Origin of the sequence: Luteimonas qiangzhengi (assembly GCF_039548515.1) — a bacterium.
GTDB lineage: Bacteria > Pseudomonadota > Gammaproteobacteria > Xanthomonadales > Xanthomonadaceae > Luteimonas.
Genome location: NZ_JBCLVE010000001.1, coordinates 1 through 18,689, shown reverse-complemented (window position 1 = coordinate 18,689; position 18,689 = coordinate 1). Strand labels below are relative to the sequence as shown.

Annotated in this window: 16 protein-coding genes; 14 read left to right on the top strand and 2 right to left on the bottom strand. The window is 66.5% G+C overall.

Features of this window, described 5'->3' with window-relative positions:
* Nucleotides 1-32: 32 nt before the first annotated feature.
* The 5 genes from WCE59_RS00080 (at nucleotide 33) to thiD (ending at nucleotide 5,398) form a co-directional block, all read left to right on the top strand.
* The gene (locus WCE59_RS00080; protein WP_449284058.1) at nucleotides 33-677 is read left to right on the top strand and encodes a glycine cleavage system protein R; all 645 of its coding nucleotides are present in this window, start codon (nucleotides 33-35) and stop codon (nucleotides 675-677) included.
* 58 nt (nucleotides 678-735) lie between these two features.
* Complete coding sequence (locus WCE59_RS00075) at nucleotides 736-1,209, top strand: peroxiredoxin (protein ID WP_343256672.1); 474 nt, start codon at nucleotides 736-738, stop codon at nucleotides 1,207-1,209.
* Between the two features lie 95 nt (nucleotides 1,210-1,304).
* Nucleotides 1,305-2,705, top strand: a complete 1,401-nt coding sequence (locus WCE59_RS00070; protein WP_343256696.1) for a PhoH family protein — start codon at nucleotides 1,305-1,307, stop codon at nucleotides 2,703-2,705.
* A gap of 24 nt (nucleotides 2,706-2,729) precedes the next feature.
* Complete coding sequence (locus tag WCE59_RS00065) at nucleotides 2,730-4,421, top strand: SulP family inorganic anion transporter (RefSeq protein ID WP_343256671.1); 1,692 nt, start codon at nucleotides 2,730-2,732, stop codon at nucleotides 4,419-4,421.
* Nucleotides 4,422-4,573: 152 nt separating this feature from the next.
* Complete coding sequence (gene thiD / locus WCE59_RS00060) at nucleotides 4,574-5,398, top strand: bifunctional hydroxymethylpyrimidine kinase/phosphomethylpyrimidine kinase (protein ID WP_343256670.1); 825 nt, start codon at nucleotides 4,574-4,576, stop codon at nucleotides 5,396-5,398.
* 5 nt (nucleotides 5,399-5,403) lie between these two features.
* Here thiD and galE read toward each other — a convergent pair whose 3' ends face one another.
* Nucleotides 5,404-6,492: a UDP-glucose 4-epimerase GalE gene (gene galE, locus WCE59_RS00055; RefSeq protein ID WP_343256669.1), complete on the bottom strand. Its 1,089-nt coding sequence runs from the start codon at nucleotides 6,490-6,492 to the stop codon at nucleotides 5,404-5,406.
* Nucleotides 6,493-6,683: 191 nt separating this feature from the next.
* On the opposite strand from galE, the gene WCE59_RS00050 reads away from it, so the two are divergent.
* The 8 genes from WCE59_RS00050 (at nucleotide 6,684) to WCE59_RS00015 (ending at nucleotide 16,231) form a co-directional block, all read left to right on the top strand.
* Entirely contained in the window at nucleotides 6,684-7,304 is a 621-nt protein-coding gene (locus tag WCE59_RS00050; protein ID WP_343256668.1) for an XrtA/PEP-CTERM system exopolysaccharide export protein, read from the top strand.
* A gap of 9 nt (nucleotides 7,305-7,313) precedes the next feature.
* On the top strand, nucleotides 7,314-8,882 hold the full coding sequence (locus WCE59_RS00045) for a hypothetical protein (protein WP_343256667.1): 1,569 nt from the start codon (nucleotides 7,314-7,316) through the stop codon (nucleotides 8,880-8,882).
* Between the two features lie 7 nt (nucleotides 8,883-8,889).
* Nucleotides 8,890-9,657 carry a polysaccharide biosynthesis protein gene (locus WCE59_RS00040; protein ID WP_343256666.1) on the top strand — a complete coding sequence of 256 codons (768 nt, stop codon included), beginning with the start codon at nucleotides 8,890-8,892 and terminating at the stop codon, nucleotides 9,655-9,657.
* Between the two features lie 9 nt (nucleotides 9,658-9,666).
* Complete coding sequence (locus WCE59_RS00035; RefSeq protein WP_343256665.1) at nucleotides 9,667-10,980, top strand: hypothetical protein; 1,314 nt, start codon at nucleotides 9,667-9,669, stop codon at nucleotides 10,978-10,980.
* Entirely contained in the window at nucleotides 10,970-12,220 is a 1,251-nt protein-coding gene (locus WCE59_RS00030; protein WP_343256664.1) for a glycosyltransferase, read from the top strand. The genes WCE59_RS00035 and WCE59_RS00030 overlap by 11 nt, the downstream gene beginning before the upstream one ends.
* Nucleotides 12,210-13,385: a glycosyltransferase gene (locus WCE59_RS00025; protein ID WP_343256663.1), complete on the top strand. Its 1,176-nt coding sequence runs from the start codon at nucleotides 12,210-12,212 to the stop codon at nucleotides 13,383-13,385. Before WCE59_RS00030 ends, WCE59_RS00025 begins: the two co-directional genes overlap by 11 nt.
* Before the next feature lie 9 nt (nucleotides 13,386-13,394).
* On the top strand, nucleotides 13,395-14,714 hold the full coding sequence (locus WCE59_RS00020) for an O-antigen ligase family protein (protein ID WP_343256662.1): 1,320 nt from the start codon (nucleotides 13,395-13,397) through the stop codon (nucleotides 14,712-14,714).
* Nucleotides 14,715-14,785: 71 nt separating this feature from the next.
* Nucleotides 14,786-16,231, top strand: a complete 1,446-nt coding sequence (locus WCE59_RS00015) for a hypothetical protein (protein ID WP_343256661.1) — start codon at nucleotides 14,786-14,788, stop codon at nucleotides 16,229-16,231.
* Nucleotides 16,232-16,239: 8 nt separating this feature from the next.
* Here the strand turns inward: WCE59_RS00015 and WCE59_RS00010 are convergent, their stop codons facing one another.
* Complete coding sequence (locus tag WCE59_RS00010; RefSeq protein ID WP_343256660.1) at nucleotides 16,240-17,376, bottom strand: glycosyltransferase family 2 protein; 1,137 nt, start codon at nucleotides 17,374-17,376, stop codon at nucleotides 16,240-16,242.
* A 306-nt stretch (nucleotides 17,377-17,682) separates the two neighbouring features.
* On the opposite strand from WCE59_RS00010, the gene WCE59_RS00005 reads away from it, so the two are divergent.
* Nucleotides 17,683-18,689, top strand: a 1,007-nt coding sequence (locus tag WCE59_RS00005; RefSeq protein WP_343256659.1) for a hypothetical protein, incomplete at its 3' end; no start/stop codon positions are given.

The following is an 18,689-nucleotide window of genomic DNA, read 5'->3' as shown; positions in this document are numbered from 1 at the left end:
ATCTTACTTGCGGCTCCAAAGCGCGGGCAAGTATGCTGGCAGGTGGCAGCGGCCCGGCACCGGGCTGCTGTTCAGGACCAGAGCGACACCCCTTTTCCCCGGACGCTGCCTTGACCGAACCCGACATCGTTGCCAGGCCTGCGCCGAACGAAAACCACCTCATCATCAACGCCTACACGACGCATCCGCAGTCACCCCTGCTGATGCTCAGCCGGCGCATTGCCGACAGCGGCTGCAACCTGTCCGATGCCCGCCTGTCCACGGTGGGTCGCGATGTATCGATGACGGCGCTGGCGGTCGGCTCCTGGGATGCGGTGGCCAAGCTTGAATCCATGCTCTCCCGGCTGGACCGGGAGGAAGGCCTGAAGCTGGTCTGGTACCGCACCGGCCCCAAGGCGTTGCAGTCCAACCTGCTGCCGTACGTGGTCGAAGTGATCGCGGCGGACAAGCCCGGCATCCTGTTCCAACTGGCGGATTTTTTCGATCGCCAGGGCATCACCATTGAAAGCCTGCACTCCTCGCGCTACCAGGCGATGCAGACCGGGGCGGACATGTTTTCCGCCCAGATCACCATCGGCGTGCCGGCCGACATGCACATCGCCGCCCTGCGCGATGATTTCCTCGAGTTCTGCGACCATCTCAACCTGGACGCGATCATGGACCCGATGAAGTTCTGATCGTGCAGGATCGACGGCAATCTGCCATGGCCCACGACGCAACACAGGGACCCGATCCATGAACGAAGGCGACACCCTCGGCCAGGACATCCTGGACCTGCCGCTGAACCTTTCCGGCGGCACCACTGCCACCCTCGGCGATTACGCCGGCAAGTGGCTGATCCTGTATTTCTATCCCAAGGACTCCACCCCCGGCTGCACCACCGAGGGGCGGGACTTCAATGCCCTGTTGCCGGAGCTGGAAGCGCACAACGCCGCCGTACTGGGCGTCTCGCGTGATTCGGTGAAGTCCCACGACAATTTCAGCGCCAAGCAGGGTTTCAGGTTTCCGCTGGTCAGCGATACCGATGAAGCCCTTTGCCGGGCGTTCGACGTGATCAGGGAAAAGAGCATGTTCGGACGCAAGGTGATGGGGGTCGAGCGCAGCACCTTCCTCATTGATCCGGAAAGCCGCATTGCGGGCGCATGGCGCAAGGTGCGCGTGCCGGGGCATGCTGAAGCGGTGCTGGAGAAGTTGAAGCAGCAGGCGTAGGTCGGGGCTACGCCCCCGGCGCCGACGACCCGAAAACGTCGGGGGCGTAGCCCCGACCTACGGAAGCTACGCCCAGTCACGGAGCCAAGCAGATGATGACCCAAGGCAAGCGCGTGTACGTCCTCGACACCAACGTGCTGATGCACGACCCCACCGCGCTGTTCAAATTCGAAGAGCATGACGTGTACCTGCCGATGCAGGTCATCGAGGAGCTGGACAACGGCAAGAAAGGCCTGACGGAGTCATCCCGCAACGCGCGCCAGGTCAGCCGCTTCATCGATGAACTGATCGAGACCCAGGGCGCGGACAGGATCACCACCGGCCTGCGCCTCACCCCGCCCAACGGTCTGCTGCTGCGCGGTGAGGATGCCATCGGCTTCCTGCGCTTCCAGACCACGGTGCCGAAGGAGGACAAGACCTCGTTCGGCGCGGTGGCTCCCGACAACCGCATCCTCGGTGCCATCCTCGCCCTGCGCGAGGAGGCCGGCGATACCCCGGTGGTGTTCGTTTCCAAGGACATCAACCTGCGGATCAAGGCGGCGATCGCCGGGATCCCCAGCGAGGACTATGAGAACGACCGGGCGCTGGATGATTTCAGCCTGCTCTATACCGGTGCCACTGCCCTGCCCGAGGATTTCTGGCAGCGCCACGGCCGCAACCTGAAGTCCTGGATGGACCGCGGCCGCACCTGGTACGAGCTGGACATGGCCGATGGCGAAGACTGGCAGGTCAACCAGTTCCTCTACCTGCCGGGCGACGAGCAGTCCGAGTTCCGGGTGGCGAAAATCGAGGGCGGCAAGGCCACCCTGCAGGTCGTCGACGACTACCGCAACAGCCAGCACGCGGTGTGGGGGATCGTGGCCCGCAACCGCGAGCAGAACTTCGCGCTCAATGCGCTGATGGACCCGGAGATCGATTTCGTCACCCTGCTCGGCACCGCCGGCACCGGCAAGACCCTGCTGGCCCTGGCCGCGGGATTGGCGCAGACCATGGACCAGCGCCGCTACCGGGAGATCATCATGACCCGGGCCACGGTGAGCGTGGGCGAGGACATCGGCTTTTTGCCGGGCACGGAAGAAGAAAAAATGACCCCGTGGATGGGGGCGCTGACCGACAACCTGGAAGTGCTCACCAACAACCAGGAGGGTGGCAACTGGGGGCGCCAGGCCACCAATGACCTGCTGGCCAGCCGGATCAAGATCCGTGCGCTCAACTTCATGCGTGGGCGCACCTTCCTCAGCCGCTGGCTGATCCTGGACGAGGCCCAGAACCTCACGCCCAAGCAGATGAAGACCCTGGTCACCCGGGCGGGTCCCGGCACCAAGATCGTCTGCCTGGGCAACCTTGAACAGATCGATACGCCATACCTGACCGAAACCACTTCCGGCCTGACGTATGCGGTGGACCGGTTCAAGAGCTGGCAGCACAGCGCCCACATCACCCTGCGCCGCGGCGAACGCTCGCGCCTGGCGGATTACGCATCGGAAGTGCTCTGACCTGGAAGGAGACCGCGTGAGTCCGTGGCGAGGATCGATCCCGAATACCTGAAGATGTTCGAGCCCAAGCTGGTCACCGCTTTCCGCGAGGGCTATGGCTGGGGCGACCTGCGCGCCGATATCGTCGCCGGGCTCACGGTAGCGATCGTCGCCCTGCCGCTGGCCATGGCGCTGGCGATCGCCAGCGGCACCACGCCCGACAAGGGCATCAGCACCGCGATCATCGCCGGCTTCCTGATCTCCGCGTTTGGCGGATCGCGGGTGCAGATCGGCGGGCCCACCGCGGCGTTCATCCCGGTGGTGTTCGTGGTGATCGAGCGCTTCGGCTACGGCGGGCTGATCCTGTGCACGCTGATGGCCGGGCTGATACTGATCGCCGCCGGCCTGCTGCGGCTGGGCACGCTGATGCGCTACATGCCGCAGCCGGTGATCACCGGCTTCACCGCCGGCATTGCCGTGACCATCTTCTCCAGCCAGATCATCGACGCGCTGGGGCTGCAGATCACCGACGTCCCGGGCGATTTCATCGGCCGCTGGACGGTGTACGCGCAGCACTTCGCCAGCACCCAGCCGGTCGCGGTTGCGCTGACGGTGCTCGGGCTGGCTGTGATCGTCGGCCTGCGCCGCTGGAAGCCGAACTGGCCGGGCTTCCTGGTCGCGCTGCTGGCCTGTACCGGCGTGGTGCTGGTGTTCGGACTGCCAGCTGAGACCATCGGTAGCCGTTTTGGCGCGCTGCCCAATACCCTGCCGGACTTCAGCTTCCCGACGATCCCGTTCGAGCGCACCTTTGAACTGCTGCCCAGCGCCTTCACCATCGCCTTCCTGGCCGCCGTGGAATCGCTGCTGTCGGCGGTGGTTGCCGATGGCATGACCGGCGGGCGCCACCGTTCCAACGGCGAGCTGGTGGCCCAGGGCGTGGCCAACGTGGGCTCGGCGCTGTTCGGCGGCCTGCCGGCCACCGGTGCGATCGCCCGCACCGCCACCAACATCCGCGCCGGGGCGCGCTCACCGATGGCGGGCATCCTGCACGCGGGGTTCCTGCTGGCTTTCATGCTGCTGCTGTCGCCGCTGATGGGTTACGTGCCGCTGGCTGCACTGGCCGCGGTGCTGCTGATCGTGGCCTGGAACATGAGCGAGCACGAGAACTTCCGCGCCACCATGTCGGCGCCCATCGGCGACCGGGTGGTGCTGCTGCTCACCTTCGGTCTGACGGTGCTGTTCGACCTCACCGTGGCGATCCAGTCCGGCATCGTGGTCGCCGCGCTGGTGTTCATGTACCGCATGTCCGAATCGGTGGAGATCAGCTCGGGCATCCGCACCTTCGACGACGATCTCTACAAGGACGGGGAGCCGCAGCTGGCCGAGGGCGAGCAGCGCCGGCTGCTGCCCAAGGGGGTGGAGGCGTACCAGATCACCGGCCCGGTGTTCTTCGGCACCGCCAACCGTCTGGACAACCTGCTTGATCAGTTCTTCCAGCCGCCCAAGGTGTTCATCGTGCGCATGCGGCTGGTGCCAATGATCGATTCCAGCGGGGTGCACGCGATCAAGGCGCTGGCCGAACGCTGCCGGCGCAAGGGCATCGTGCTGATCATCTCCGGCCTGCAGGACCAGCCCAACCGCATCCTTTCCAGGATGCAGCTGCAGGAGCGACCGGGCGAGCTGTACTACGCCAACAACTTCCACGCCGCCCTCAAAATCGCCCGCACCCTTTTGTAGGAGCGCGCCACGCGCGCGAAGCCGCGTGACATCAATCCACGCCCCGTGGCTCCGGACAGGACACCGTGACCGACACATTGCCGCGACGCGGCTTCCCGCGGCTTCCCGCGGCTTCCCGCGCATGGCGCGCTCCTACGGGGCACAATGGACGGATGAATGAATTTCCTTCCGCACTCACTATTGCCGGCTCCGATTCCGGTGGTGGGGCCGGCATCCAGGCCGATCTGAAAGCCTTCGCCGCCCACCGCGTGCACGGCCTCTCCGCGATCGCCGCGCTCACCGCCCAGCACACCCGCGGCGTCACCGCCGTGCACGTCCCGCCGCTGGATTTCATGCGTGCGCAGATCGACGCCTGCTTCGATGACTTCCGCATCGGTGCGGTCAAGATCGGCATGCTGGCCAACGCCGCGGTGATCAATGCGGTGGCCGATGCGCTTCAGGCTCACGGCAATCCGCCGCTGGTGCTCGACCCGGTGATGATCGCGACCTCCGGCGCCCGCCTGCTTGAATCCGAAGCACTCGACGCACTGCGCGCGCGGCTGCTCAGCGGTGCCGCGATCCTGACCCCCAACCTGCCCGAAGCCGAGCTGCTGCTCGGCCACTCCATCAGCGACCGCCAGGCCATGCGCAGCGCTGCCACCGAGCTGCTGCAGGCCGGCGCCCACGCGGTGCTGCTCAAGGGTGGGCACCTGGAAGACGGTGCCGACGACGTGATGGACCTGTTCGCCGATTCCGGTGGCCTGGTCCGTGAGTTCAGCCATCCGCGCCTGCCCCAGGACGCCCACGGCACCGGCTGTACCCTGGCGGCCGCGATCGCTGCCAACCTGTGCCGCGGTCTGTCACCGGCCGACGCCTGCGAAGCCGCCACCGGCTACGTGCACCGGGCCCTGGCCGGCGGCTACCGTCCCGGCCGCGGCGACGTCCTGGTGCTGGACCACTTCGGCGCCGCCGAACCGGCGCCCCTGCCAGGTGGCTGACTGGCTCAGCCGCTGATGGCAATGGGCACAGCCGGGGTCGGGGCCATGACGCCATCGGCCCCGGCAAGATCCGTTTTGCCATCACTGTCATAGCCTTTGGGGTTGCGCGCCTGCCAGCGCCAGGCATCGCGGCACATGGCGTGGACATCAAGCTTTGCGCGCCAGCCCAGCAGCTCCCGCGCCAGCGACGGGTCGGCGTACACCTCGGCCACGTCTCCCGGCCTGCGGGAAACGATGTCGTAGGGAATCGTCCGTCCACTGGCCCGCTCGAAGGCACTCACCAGCTCCAGGACGCTGGTTCCGCGCCCCGTGCCCAGGTTGATCGCCGCGCTGCGCTTGTCCCGCACCAGGAAATCCAGCGCGTCGGCGTGCGCCTGCGCCAGGTCTGTGACATGGATGTAGTCACGCACGCCGGTGCCGTCCACCGTGGGCCAGTCACCGCCATATACCGCCAGCCGCTCGCGCTGGCCCACCGCGACCTGGCACACATACGGCATCAGGTTGTCAGGAATGCCGCCGGGCGCCTCGCCGATCATGCACGACCGATGCGCACCCACCGGATTGAAGTAGCGCAGGCTGACCGCATGGAACGCCGAATCGCTGGCGCACAGGTCGGCGATCAGCTGCTCCATGACCAGCTTTGAACGTCCGTAGGGATTGGTGACCCGCAGCGGCGCCGCCTCACCCACAGGAACCAGGTCGGGAGCGCCGTACACGGTGGCTGAAGAACTGAACACCAGACGGTCCACGCCATGCGCACGCATCGCCTTGAGCAACTGAATGGTGCCGCCGATGTTGTTGTCGAAATAGTGGAGCGGCTTCGCGCAGGACTCGCCCACCGCTTTGAGCGCCGCGAAGTGCATTACCGCGTCAAAGCGATAGCCGTCGAACAGTCGCGCCAGCGCCTCCCCGTTTCGCAGGTCCAGGCGGTGGCACGTCACCGGCACGCCAATGACCTGCTGCAGGCGCTGCAGCACCCGCGGCGAGCTGTTGACGAAACTGTCGGCAATCACCACCTGGTGGCCGCGTTCGGCCAGCTCCACACATGCGTGGCTGCCGATATAGCCGGCGCCCCCCGTAACCAGAATAAGCATCAGTACGCTCCCTTCCTCTTGTGAGGGGGAAACGCGGAAAGCGGGCTTTGCCGGCAACCCGCGGTTTTTGCGTTGGAACCGACACACCTCTTCGTCGGTTGCGAATCCGTGGCGGGAGGAATCCGCCGCGGCAATGGCCGGACCGTCTGGCATGTCGCGTTATCCCGATAGGGAAACTGGAGAACGGACCTATGAACAGCTTGTGTTCCGCACTGCTAGCAGTGTCGCTGTCGATCATGATGGCTGCCTGCGCCACCACCGGCAGCGACGGTTCCGGCCCGCCGCCGGCGCTCGACCAGTCCGCCGAGGCCTACCTCATCGGCGTGGACGACATGGTCCAGGTATCGGTGTGGGGCAATCCGGACGCGGGCGTTACCGCGCCGGTGCGCCCGGACGGGATGATTTCGGTCCCGCTGCTGGGAGACGTGCCCGCGGGGGGGCGCACCCCGCCCGACGTCGCCAGGGACATCGAGGGTCGTCTGCAGGAGTACATCAAGGACGCCAGGGTTTCGGTGATCCTGACCGAACTCAACAGCCACGAATACCTGTCCCGGATCCGCGTCACCGGAGCAGTCCGGCAGCCGGTGTCGATTCCATACCGGCCCGGCATGACGGTGCTGGACGCGGTGCTGGCCGCCGGCGGGGTGACCGAATTCGCGGCCGCCAACCGCACCCGCCTGCACCGCAGGAGTGGAAACGGCACGGGAAGCTACGCGGTGATGCTGGACAACGTGCTCACCACCGGCGACCTGACGACCAACTACACCGTGGCACCGGGCGACGTGCTCACCGTGCCGGAACGGATGCTGTAAGGGGGCTGCATGACCAATCTTGCCGAATGGAGGGCTCCCGCTTCCGGGAGCCGGCCGAATCTTGTCCAACTGCTGCCGGCCGCCACCCACGAGGCCCGACGGCGGCGCTGGGTGCTCGCGGCCCTGTTCGGCGCGATCCTGATCGCCGGGTTGGTTCTGGTGCTGCTGATGCCCAGGGAGTACACCTCGTCCACCACGCTGCTGGTCGAGGAAACAGACGTCATCCAGCCGCTGCTGGAAGGCCGGACGGTGCCGACCAGCGTTGTGGACCGGGCCGCCATCGCGCGTGAGGTGGCCTTCAGCGCCCAGTCCATGGACCGGATCCTGGAGACCGGCGGCTGGCTGGCGACCAGCCCGGGCCCGCTGCAGCGGGCCCAGTTATCCAGCCAGATCGTGGGCCGGGCCGACATCACCAATCCTGTTGAAAACCCCAACCTGATCAGGATCAGCTACAGCGATTCAGACCCGGAGCGGGCCCAGGCAGTCACCGCGCGCTTTGGCGAACTGATCATCGAGGAAAGCCTGAGCACCCGCTCCCGGGAAAGCCGGGCCGCGTTCGAGTTCATCGACTCGCAGGTGGACGACTACCGGACCAGGCTGAGCGACGCCGAGGACAGGCTGGCGCAATACCGCGAGGCGCATCCAGAAGTGCTGCTCGGCGATGAGGAAAACGTCGCCCGGCGGATCAGCGAACTGCAGCTGCAGATCGACAGGTCGCTGATGGACCAGGCGGAGCAGCAATCCCAGGCCGGCAGCTGGGCATCCCACGTGGCCCGCGAACAGTCGATCAGCACGGCGGAAACACGCACCGGCCCGCTGCAGCAGCGCATCGCCGAACTGCAGGCCGAGCGGATGGCGCTGGCCGGCACCTACACCGCGCAGCACCCGGACATGGTGCGGCTGCAGGCCCAGGTGGACGACCTGCAGGCGCAGCTGCAGCGTGGCGGGATACCGGCCGCAGCGCCGCTGCCTGCTGCCGTCAGCGGCAACATCGATCGCGGCAGGCTGACCGAGGCGCGCAGCCGCAGCGTCGGTACCGCCTCGCGCATCGCCACTGGCAACCAGCTGCTGCAGCAGGAGCTGCAGCGCCTCAGCCGGGTGGCAGCGCTGGGAGGTGACCTGGGCCACCTGACCCGCGACGTGCAGGTCAATCGTGATTTGTACCAGGACCTGCTCGAGCGGCGCGAGAACGCCCGGCTTTCGATGAACCTGGACCTCCAGCGCGGCGGCCTCAACTTCCGGGTGCAGGAGCCTGCCGCGCTGCCGCTGATCGCCAGCAGTATCAGCCGGACCCAGGTGGCGATGGGCGTACTGGTCCTGGCCATCCTCGCGCCTGTGCTGCTGCTTCTGGCCTGGCTGCGGTTCGATCCACGGGTCCGCGTGGCCTCGCAGATCGAAACCGTTGGATTGCCGGTGCTCGGGACGATACCGACGGGCGGCCGTTTGCTGGCCCGCCATCGTGCGCCCCGGCGCAAGGCGCTGGCCTTGACCGGCGTGGTCCTGACCGGCGCGGCCCTGACCAGCGCGGCCCTGCTGGCCTTCCCCATTGCCGCCACCGTCGCACTGCTGCCGAGGTAGGACCCGGATGATCACCAACACGCATGTCCTCGAGAGCCTGCAGCCGGTCACGGAGCTGCATCCCGTCTCAGACCGGTCGGCCCCTGACCGGCCCGGCACACGGCTGGCTCCATCACCGACACCTGGGCATCCGCGACCGGACCAGCGGACCACGATTTCGCGGGCCGACATCGGCCAACCGCACGTGGATGCGTTCAGGACCCTGCGCACCCGCCTGCTGTCCGCCATCAACGGCGCCCCGAACGCCACAGTGGTGATTGCCCCGGTCAGTCGCGGAAGCGGGGGCAGCTACGTGGCGCGCAATCTGGCGGCCGCATTCGCATTCGACGACACCATCAATGCCGTGCTGATCGACTGCGACCTGGCTCGCGGAACACAGCACGCCGCGCTGCGCCTGGATCCGATCAACGGCGGCTTGGTGAACTACCTCGAGGACCCGGCGGTGCTGGTGGGCAACATGCTGTACGAAACATGCGTTCCGCGACTGCAGCTGCTGCCGGCCGGAACGCCAAGCGGGACCAGCGCCGAATACCTGTCGTCCTTCCGCATGCGGCTGTTGATAGACGTGATGCGCAGCCGCAATCCACCGCGCCACGTGTTTCTGGACAGTGCGGCTGTCCAGGACTCACCCGACGCCCGCATCCTCGCCGACTATGCGGACCTTGTGGTGCTGGTGGCCGGCTACGGCCGCGACAGTCCGGAACAGATTTCCCGCGCTGCCGCCGAGTTCGATCCCGGCAAGTTCGCCGGCGTGGTCTTTAACGAAGGGCCATGAGGAGCAACCATGAGCAAGGGAAGGGGAACCGCCTGTCGACTGCTGGCACTCATGCTCGCCATATCCGGCGTCTGCGCCGCGGCGGAAATCGACTATGAGCTCGGGCTGTCCGGCACGCACTCAAGCAACATCGCACTGGCGGAAGAGGCCGAAACCAGCGACACCATTCTTGCGCCACGGCTGCGTTTTGCAGTAGCCCAGCAGGGCTCGGCGCTTGCCCTGCAGGCCCGTGGCCTGGTTGAACACCGTGAATACCTTGACGACACCTTCCCGCGCGAATGGCGCGGCGAGCTGGCCGGCAAGGCCGAATGGACAATCGCTCCAGACCGCTTCAGCCTGGTGCTCGAGGACTACCTGAGCCACCAGCCGGTCGATATCGACAGTGGCCTGTCCCCCGGCAATCTGCAGCGGGTCAACGTGTTCATCGCCGGCCCCACCTTCCAGACCCGCTTCAACCAGGCGACCCGTGCCCAGCTCGACCTGCGCGCCGCTAAAAGCTACGCCGAGGTGAGCGAGGAATTCAACGGCGACCGGCTCAGCGCCGCCGCGCGGCTGCAGCGTGAAACGGGGCCGCTCGGCCATGTGGCGCTGAACCTGGTGGCGTCCGAAGTCGAATTCGACGTACCCGGGCAGGTTGCCGATTATTCGCGCACCGACGCCTATGCAAGCTATCGCCGCGAACTGGCCTACGGCAGCATCGAACTGGACCTGGGACGCTCCTGGGTGGATCCGGAACGCGGTGGAGACAACGTGTCCGCGACCCTGGCCCGTGCGGGGATCATCTGGGTCCCCACCGGCCGCAGCCGGTTCGATCTGCAGGCCCGCTACCAGCTGGCCGACAGCGCCCAGGAACTGATCATCCGCCAGATCGACCTGTCCGAGCCCGCCATCCAGGAGCTGTTCGCTTCCACCCTGGACGTCAATGCTGATGTGCATCGCCAGCGCAGGCTGCAGCTCGACTACAGGTTCAGAGGCGAACGTCTGGAGTTGCGACTGCGGCCGCGCTACCGCAGCTACCGCTATCTGCAAAGCACGACCCGCGACCGCGAGGACGTCGGTGGCTACGCGGAACTGGCCTGGCGCGTCCGTCCGCGCACCACGCTGGCCCTGCATGCCACGGCGCTCAACCGCGAGTTCATGACCACCGGGCGCGAAGACCGGGATCGCATCTACGGGATCAGGGCCGAACATCGCTGGACCCGCCAGCTCACAACCCAGGTCGGGTTCCACCGCAATACCCGCAACTCGACCACGCCGGGTTTCAACTATGGAGAGAACGTGGCCACCATTACCTTTCTCTGGGCCCGTAACAATGGACGGTGAGCCGGCCGCCACGCTCGCCCCCCGCCGGGTGCTGTACGTGGTGTCGCTGTTTCCGATCCTGGCGGAAACCTTCATCGTCCGTGAGATCCAGGCGCTGGTCGACAAAGGCGTCGACGTGCGCATCCTGTCGCTCAAGACCCCGCGCGGCCAGGCCATTGTGCATCCGGAAGCGGCCGCGCTGCTGGACAGGGTCCGCCAGCCGCAGGCACCGGCCACCGCATTCTGGAATACCCTGCGCGCCGTGCTCTCCCACCCGGTCGCGGTGACCCGCGATGCGGCCATCGTCGCGGCGGGAACCTGGCGCACGCCGGTGGCCATGATCAAGTCGCTGGTGTCGATGGCGCGGGGGCTGGAGCATCTGTCGTGGATGCGCCGCTTCGATCCGGATTTCATCCACGCCCACTGGTCAACCTACCCGTCCACCGCCGCCTGGGTCCTGTCGCGGGCCGCGGGGCGCCCATTCGGTTTCACCTGTCACGCCCACGACATCTTCGTCGACCGGCACATCCTGGCCCGCAAGATCGCGGACTCGGCGCTGGCAGTCACCATCTCGCGCCACAACGTCGACTGGATCGACCGGAATGTTTCTTCGCTGACCCGGCACAAGATGAAGATCGTGCACTGCGGCGTGGACTTGGCGCAGCTCCCATGGTCGGGCGACGCCAGGGACGGCAACCACATCCTTGCCATCGGCCGACTGGTTGCGCAGAAAGGCTTTGCCACCCTGATCGAAGCACTCGCGCGGATGCATGCCGATGGCGTCGCATTCCGTTGCACGGTGGTCGGCGATGGACCGCTACGCAAGGAACTCCAGGCGCGCATCGACCGGCTCGGCCTGGCAGACAACATCACGATGGTCGGCGCACTTCCGCAGCAGGCGATCCGTGAGCTTCTGCAGGAAGCCACGATCTTCGCCCTGCCCTGCGAGATCGCCCCCGACGGCAACCGCGACGGGATCCCGGTCGCGCTGATGGAAGCCATGGCCGCCGGTTGCCCGGTAATCAGCTGTGCGGTCTCAGGCGTGCCGGAACTCATTACCGACGATGTCAACGGACTGCTGCCGTCCGCCAACGATCCAACCGCGCTGGCCGGGGCGCTGGAGCGCCTGCTGCAGGATCCCGCGCTTCGACTGCGACTGGCGCTGGCCGCGCGTCAGCGGATCGAACTGGAATTCGACGCGCGCAAGGAGGCCCTGAAGCTGCATCGGCTGATGGCGGAGGCACTGGGCAATGCGACCTGAGCGTCTACTGCTGGTGGTCGATGAGATGGAAGTGGGCGGCAGCCAGCGCCAGATCCAGCATCTGCTGGCCGGTCTGGACCGTGATCGGTGGGAACCCGAGCTGGCGTATTTCCGCAGCGATTCGTTTCTGGTCGAAGCGATCCGGCGCAGCGGCGTGCCGGTGCACTATCTGCCCAAGCGCTCGCGGTTTGATATCCGGTTCGTGCTCGCATTCACCCGGTTGCTGCGACGGCGCAACTACGCCCTTGTCCACGCATTTTCGGTGACCGCGGAAATCTGGTCGGTGGTCGCGCGCACGCTGTGCGGACGCGCGCCGGTGCTGGTTGCTTCAGAACGCAGCTTCGGGTCCGACAAGGGTGCCGGGTATTGGCTGCTCAAACGCATGGTGGTCGCGCGCAGCGCCGCGGTCATCGCCAACTCCAGGGCCGGGGCACGCTCAACGGCGCGCCATACGCGCATGCCCGAAGCACGGTTCGCGGTGATCGGCAACGGGGTGGAAACGCCAGCGCCAATGTCCGCTGTCGAGCGCGACGCGCTGCGCCGTGCGATCGGCGCACCCGCGGGGCGCACGGTTGGGCTGTTCGTCGGCCGACTGGTGCAGGCGAAGAACCTGCCCTGTCTGGTGGAAGCCGTGGCATCGCTGCCGCCCGGAGATCGGCCATGGATCGCCATGGCCGGCGAAGGACCGATGCGGGCGGCGCTCCACGACCAGATCGAAGCGGCCGGCGTAACCGACAGCGTGCGCCTGCTGGGAGAGGTGGAAAACGCGGCGCAGCTCATGCAGGTCGCCGACTTCCTGGTGCTGCCATCCCACTTTGAAGGCCAGTCCAATGCGCTGCTGGAAGCGATGGCCGCTGGCTGTCCGGTCATTGCTTCGCGAGTTGGTGGCACCCCGGAACTGGTCGAACATGGCTGCACCGGCCTGCTGTTTCCGCCGGGGGACGCGTCCGCCCTGGCGACCGCGATGGCAGGCCTGGCGGCGGATCCGAAGCTGCGCCGGCAGCTCGCGGATGCAGGCCGGGAGTTCGTGGCCCGGCATCACAGCGCCACCGCCCTCGCCGCCGCCACATCAGCCGTTTACGAGCGCTGCCTGGCTGCTGACGGCAGCAGCACAGCCCGGGAGGGCACCGGCGAGCTGGTGCCCTCGCCACCGCCGCGTGAGTAGGCGCAGCCGATGAACATGCTCTATGCCCTGCCGATCGTCCTGCTGCCGTATTCGCTGTTTCTGCCGCCGGATGTGGGCGTTGGCGTGTCCGCGCTGGCACTGCTGTGGGCAAGCCTGTTCGGCCGACGCGACCCGCCCGGACTGCCGCGTACCAACCTGCTGCTGGCGCCACTGCTGGGCCTGTTCCTGGCCTTCCTGCTGGGCTGGTTTATTGCGCTTGGCCACGACCCGTCGCGCCCCGGCGCGGTTGCGTTGGAGGCCAAGTACGCGCTGACCTATCCATTGCTCTACCTCGCCTACCGCCATTGCGGCCTGGATGCCAGGGGCACCCGCCAGCTGATCATGCTCACGCTGGTGGTCGCTGCGTTCGCAGGGTTTCATGCCGTCTCGCAGGGGCTGCAGTTCGATACGGCGCAGTTTGCGGACGGGCAGCGGGCCACCGGCCCGTTCGGCGCGATCGACGCCGCAAATCGTGCCGGCGTGTACTTCGCCATGTTCCTGTCCATGTTCGTCGCCCTGGCACTGCAGCCGGGCTGCCAGAAGCCGCTGCGGCTGATGGCCATCGTCGCGGCGGGGGTGCTCGTGGCAGCGATCCTGTTCACTTTCTCCCGCCAGGCCTACGTGATCGCGGCGTTCGGGATCGCACTGCTGCTGCTACATCGCAGTTTCACCGTAGCAGCCGTGGCCATGCTCGTCGTTGCCGTCATCGGCGCCAGCCTGCTGCCCGACAGTGTGATCCAGAGAATTGATGAAACCCGCCAGATCAGCGCAAGCGGCGCGGTGTCCTACGACGGCAGTACGGAGAGTCGGCTGGAGATCTGGAGGGGGGCATTTTCGATGCTGGCAGACCACCCGGCCGGCGTTGGGCTGGGGCGCTTCCGCGAGCACATCGGCGATTACACCGTCTATGCGGGCATGGACACGCACAACGGATTTCTGCGCGTGCTGGCCGAATGCGGGCCGCTGGCCCTGGCGATGATGCTGTGGCTGGTGTGGCGGCTGTGGCAGCTGGTGCTTGGGGTGCAGAGCGCCAGCCGCGACAGCCACCCGGTGTCACGCGCCCTTGGCGTTGGCCTGGCGGTGGCGGTGATCGCGATGCTGCTCGGCAACCTGTTTGGCAGCCCCTATTTCGACGGCCTGGTGATGTACAGCTTCTGGATCCTGTGCGGGCTGATGGAACGCCACGCGGTCATCCAGGCACACGCCCAGGGCGAGCGGACCGACGTTGAACGCTTCCCGCAGGGCGCTGTCGCGACGGGTCGATTCCCTGTCGCGGCCCGATTGTTTCCGGGCCTGATCCGCAGGCCCAACCCGGGGCCGGGTGAGTGATCCGGCAGCGGCACGCCTGGCTTCCACTTGTGCAGACACCCACACCCGCACACACGCTGCTGATTGCCTGCATGGCAAGCATGGCGGCGTGCCATGCGGCCGACACACCCGACACTGTCAACTGCTTCCAGGTGCAGCCACCGCTGCCGGCACCACCCAGAGCAGCAGAAGCTGCAGCATCCAGCGAGGACGGCCAAAGCACCTATCACGTGCGCACCGACGGCGGCACGGCCAACCAGTGCACCGGCCGCGCCGACGCCCCCTATCCGGGCAGCGGCAGCGCGCAGAACTGCGCCTGGAACAGCCCCCTGGTGGCCCTGCCCGCTTCCGGCTCGGCGCGTATCTCCGGCGGCGACACCCTGATGATCGGCGGCGGCACCTACACCATCGGCAGCCAGATGCGGGCCGTGCCCAGCGGCACCAGTTCGGCACGCACCCGCATCCTGGGCAAGTCGGGCAGCACCCCCAAACTGGTCGGCAGCAACGGCATCCACCGCGTGCTCAACCTGGAAGGCAGCTCGCACGTCGAGCTCGGCCATCTGGAAGTCACCGATCGCAGCGATTGCGTTTACGGCCACTCCAATTCCAATGCCCGCTGCGGCTCCGGCGATGCGTGGGCCCGCGTGGGCCTGTACGCCAGCGATTCGCGCAACGTGTGGATGCATGACGTCAACATCCACGGCATGGCCGCCCGCGGCATGCAGGCCGGCCGCCTCACCGACTGGACCATGGAGCGGGTCAAGCTCAACCGCAACGGCACCGCCGGCTGGGATGGCAACGTCGGCAACAACAGCTCCAACGCCGGCAACATGACCCTGCGCGATATCGAGATCAGCTGGAACGGCTGCGGCGAGCGCGTCTCCACCGGCGAGCCCTGGGCCTGCTGGGCGCAGCAGAGCGGCGGCTACGGCGATGGCCTGGGCCTGCCCGCCTCGGGCGGAAAGTGGCTGATCGAGGACGCCTTCGTCCTCTACAACACCTCGGACGGCCTGGATTTCTACCACATGGACGGGTCGCCGAACTCCAGCGTCACCCTGCGCCGGGTGTACGCGGCCGGCAACGCCGGCAATCAGGTCAAGATCACCGGCAATTCAACGGTTGAAAACTCGGTCCTGGTCGGTCATTGCACCTACTTCAAGGGCAAGTACAACATGACCGAAGGCGATATCTGCCGCGCCTACGGTGCCACCGTGCTGCTGGTGCTCAACGGCGGTCACACCGCCACCCTGCGCCACAACACCCTGGCCGGCGAAGGCGATGGCAACATCACCTACAGCGGCAGCTCCGGCCGGATCGACATCCTCGACAACGTCGTGGTCGGCTTCCCCTACTACCTCGACGGTTCCAGGCGCGCGTTCAACGCCGGTCGGGCACCGGACACTTTGAATATCTCGGGCAATCTCGGCTGGAACCTTTCCTCATGCCCCAGCGGGGTCAGCTGCCGGGCGCAGAGCAGCGGGATCGATATTGCCTCCATCGCGCCGTGCGCTCAGCTGACCGGACCCGGCCAACGCTGACTGCCCACTCATCGCAGCGGCGTCCAGACCACTACCTTCCGGCCCCTGATGAAGCGCACCAGACTGATCGCGGAAGACAGATTGGTCAGCAGGAAATAGTACGGCTGCGCCAGCAGCTTGAATGCGCCCAGACGGGGCAGCGGCAGGAAACCCAGTGATCCCACCAGGATACCGGCGGCCTGCAGTCCCAGCAGCCACACATACTGGCCCTGCATGGCGAGAGCCAAGTTCGCGCCCAGCGCCGCCGTCCAGAACACCGGCGACAGGTACCTCAGCAGCTTGTGTGAGACCAGCTGCCAGGCAAACACCCCATAGCGGAACGGATTGAGCAGGTGCCGGTTTTTGGCCAACACAAGCAGACTCTGCAGGGTCACCCGGTTGCGCATGGACAGCTCCTGTCGAGGCCGGTCCAGGGACTCCTCGAAGCAGATTGCCTCCGGCTCCAGCACGGTGCGCAACCCCTGGTCACGCACATCCAGGGCAACCACGAAGTCGCTGATCAGATCCGTGGGAATCGGGCGATAGGCGCTCGCGCGCACTGCCGACAGCGCACCGCTTACGCCAATCAGTGATCCCAGCGAGCTCTCCGCACTGCGCAGCAGGCTCTCGTACTTCCAGTAAGCCGAGCCGCCATTTCCCGTGGGATCAGTCGAGCGCGCCCTGTACACCAGTCGGGCCGCGACGCAGCCCACCTCCGGGTCGTTGAAGTTCCTGGTAATTGCGCGCAGAGCGCCCTCGTCCACCACCGTGGTGGCGTCAGCGAACACCAGGACCTCACCAGACGCAGCTGCCGCGGCGGCGTTCTGGCATGCGGTCTTGCCGAGCCGGCCTTCAATCCGCAGCAGCCGCACCCCGGATGCCGACCAGGCCTGCACGATCCGGTCGGTGTCGTCGGTGGAAGCGTCCGACACCACGATGATTTCCAGTTTGTCCGCAGGATAATCCAGGGCCAGGGTATTGCGGATTTTCCCGGCTATATGTTTTTCCTCGTTGTACGCGGAAATAATAAATGTAACCGGCGGCCCAAAATCCGCACGCTTCACCCGACGCTGGAACACGCGGCCGAGGAGCAGGGTCAGGGCGGGATAGCCAAAGTAGATATAACCCAGCATCCCGATCGCGCCCCACATGACGATCTCGAGCATGTTCCGCCCTCCCAATATGGCCATTCCGGCAATCCGCACCGCTGCACCTGGATGAACGCGTAAGGCGGGGCAGGACGGCCATCCGGCAGCGGATATCGCAGACAAACCCCACTGACGGCTTAACCACTCCGTACCACGCCATGAATGCCGCCCGACGTTGGTCGAATACCGCGCCCATCCGTGACCTGCGTCCCAATACCGGATGTTGCACCGCACATAGAATTCCTCGCGGACCACGGAGGGCCCAATTCCCCCAACCCTTCGGAGGCCCCAGTAGTGACTCGTGCAGTAAATACTTTTCGTGCTTTGCGAAATAATTCTTTTTCGCCTTCTTCTCTCCTCTTTGCTTCCCTTCTTGCGTTTGGCGCGATCGGCTCGGCCCAGGCGGCGACCTATCACGTGCGCACCGACGGCGGTACGGCCGCCCAGTGCACCGGCCGCGCCGATGCCCCCTATCCGGGCAGCGGCAGCGCGCAGAACTGCGCATGGAACAGCCCGCTCGTCGCCCTGCCCGCTTCCGGCTCGGCGCGTATCTCCGGCGGCGACACCCTGATGATCGGCGGCGGCACCTACACCATCGGCAGCCAGATGCGGGCTGTGCCCAGTGGCACCAGCTCGACCCGCACCCGCATTCTCGGTAAGTCGGGCAGCACCCCCAAACTGATCGGCAGCAACGGCATTCACCGCGTGCTCAACCTGGAAGGCAGCTCGCACGTCGAGCTCGGCCATCTGGAAGTCACCGATCGCAGCGACTGCGTCTACGGCCACTCCAACTCCAATGCCCGCTGCGGCTCCGGCGATGCGTGGGCCCGCGTGGGCCTGTACGCCAGCGATTCGCGCAACGTGTGGATGCATGACGTCAACATCCACGGCATGGCCGCCCGCGGCATGCAGGCCGGCCGCCTCACCGACTGGACCATGGAGCGGGTCAAGCTCAACCGCAACGGCACCGCCGGCTGGGATGGCAACGTCGGCAACAACAGCTCCAACGCCGGCAACATGACCCTGCGCGATATCGAGATCAGCTGGAACGGCTGCGGCGAGCGCGTCTCCACCGGCGAGCCCTGGGCCTGCTGGGCGCAGCAGAGCGGCGGCTACGGCGATGGCCTGGGCCTGCCCGCCTCGGGCGGAAAGTGGCTGATCGAGGACGCCTTCGTCCTCTACAACACCTCGGACGGCCTGGATTTCTACCACATGGACGGGTCGCCGAACTCCAGCGTCACCCTGCGCCGGGTGTACGCGGCCGGCAACGCCGGCAATCAGGTCAAGATCACCGGCAATTCAACGGTTGAAAACTCGGTCCTGGTCGGTCA

Coding starts and splice junctions, on each gene's coding strand:
- WCE59_RS00070 (WP_343256696.1), top strand. CDS start 1,305: ATGACCCAAGGCAAGCGCGTGTACGTCCTCGACACCAACGTGCTGATG.
- WCE59_RS00020 (WP_343256662.1), top strand. CDS start 13,395: ATGAACATGCTCTATGCCCTGCCGATCGTCCTGCTGCCGTATTCGCTG.
- thiD (WP_343256670.1), top strand. CDS start 4,574: ATGAATGAATTTCCTTCCGCACTCACTATTGCCGGCTCCGATTCCGGT.
- WCE59_RS00025 (WP_343256663.1), top strand. CDS start 12,210: ATGCGACCTGAGCGTCTACTGCTGGTGGTCGATGAGATGGAAGTGGGC.
- WCE59_RS00015 (WP_343256661.1), top strand. CDS start 14,786: ATGGCAAGCATGGCGGCGTGCCATGCGGCCGACACACCCGACACTGTC.
- WCE59_RS00075 (WP_343256672.1), top strand. CDS start 736: ATGAACGAAGGCGACACCCTCGGCCAGGACATCCTGGACCTGCCGCTG.
- WCE59_RS00030 (WP_343256664.1), top strand. CDS start 10,970: ATGGACGGTGAGCCGGCCGCCACGCTCGCCCCCCGCCGGGTGCTGTAC.
- WCE59_RS00035 (WP_343256665.1), top strand. CDS start 9,667: ATGAGCAAGGGAAGGGGAACCGCCTGTCGACTGCTGGCACTCATGCTC.
- galE (WP_343256669.1), bottom strand. CDS start 6,492: ATGCTTATTCTGGTTACGGGGGGCGCCGGCTATATCGGCAGCCACGCA.
- WCE59_RS00045 (WP_343256667.1), top strand. CDS start 7,314: ATGACCAATCTTGCCGAATGGAGGGCTCCCGCTTCCGGGAGCCGGCCG.
- WCE59_RS00080 (WP_449284058.1), top strand. CDS start 33: ATGCTGGCAGGTGGCAGCGGCCCGGCACCGGGCTGCTGTTCAGGACCA.
- WCE59_RS00040 (WP_343256666.1), top strand. CDS start 8,890: ATGATCACCAACACGCATGTCCTCGAGAGCCTGCAGCCGGTCACGGAG.
- WCE59_RS00050 (WP_343256668.1), top strand. CDS start 6,684: ATGAACAGCTTGTGTTCCGCACTGCTAGCAGTGTCGCTGTCGATCATG.
- WCE59_RS00010 (WP_343256660.1), bottom strand. CDS start 17,376: ATGCTCGAGATCGTCATGTGGGGCGCGATCGGGATGCTGGGTTATATC.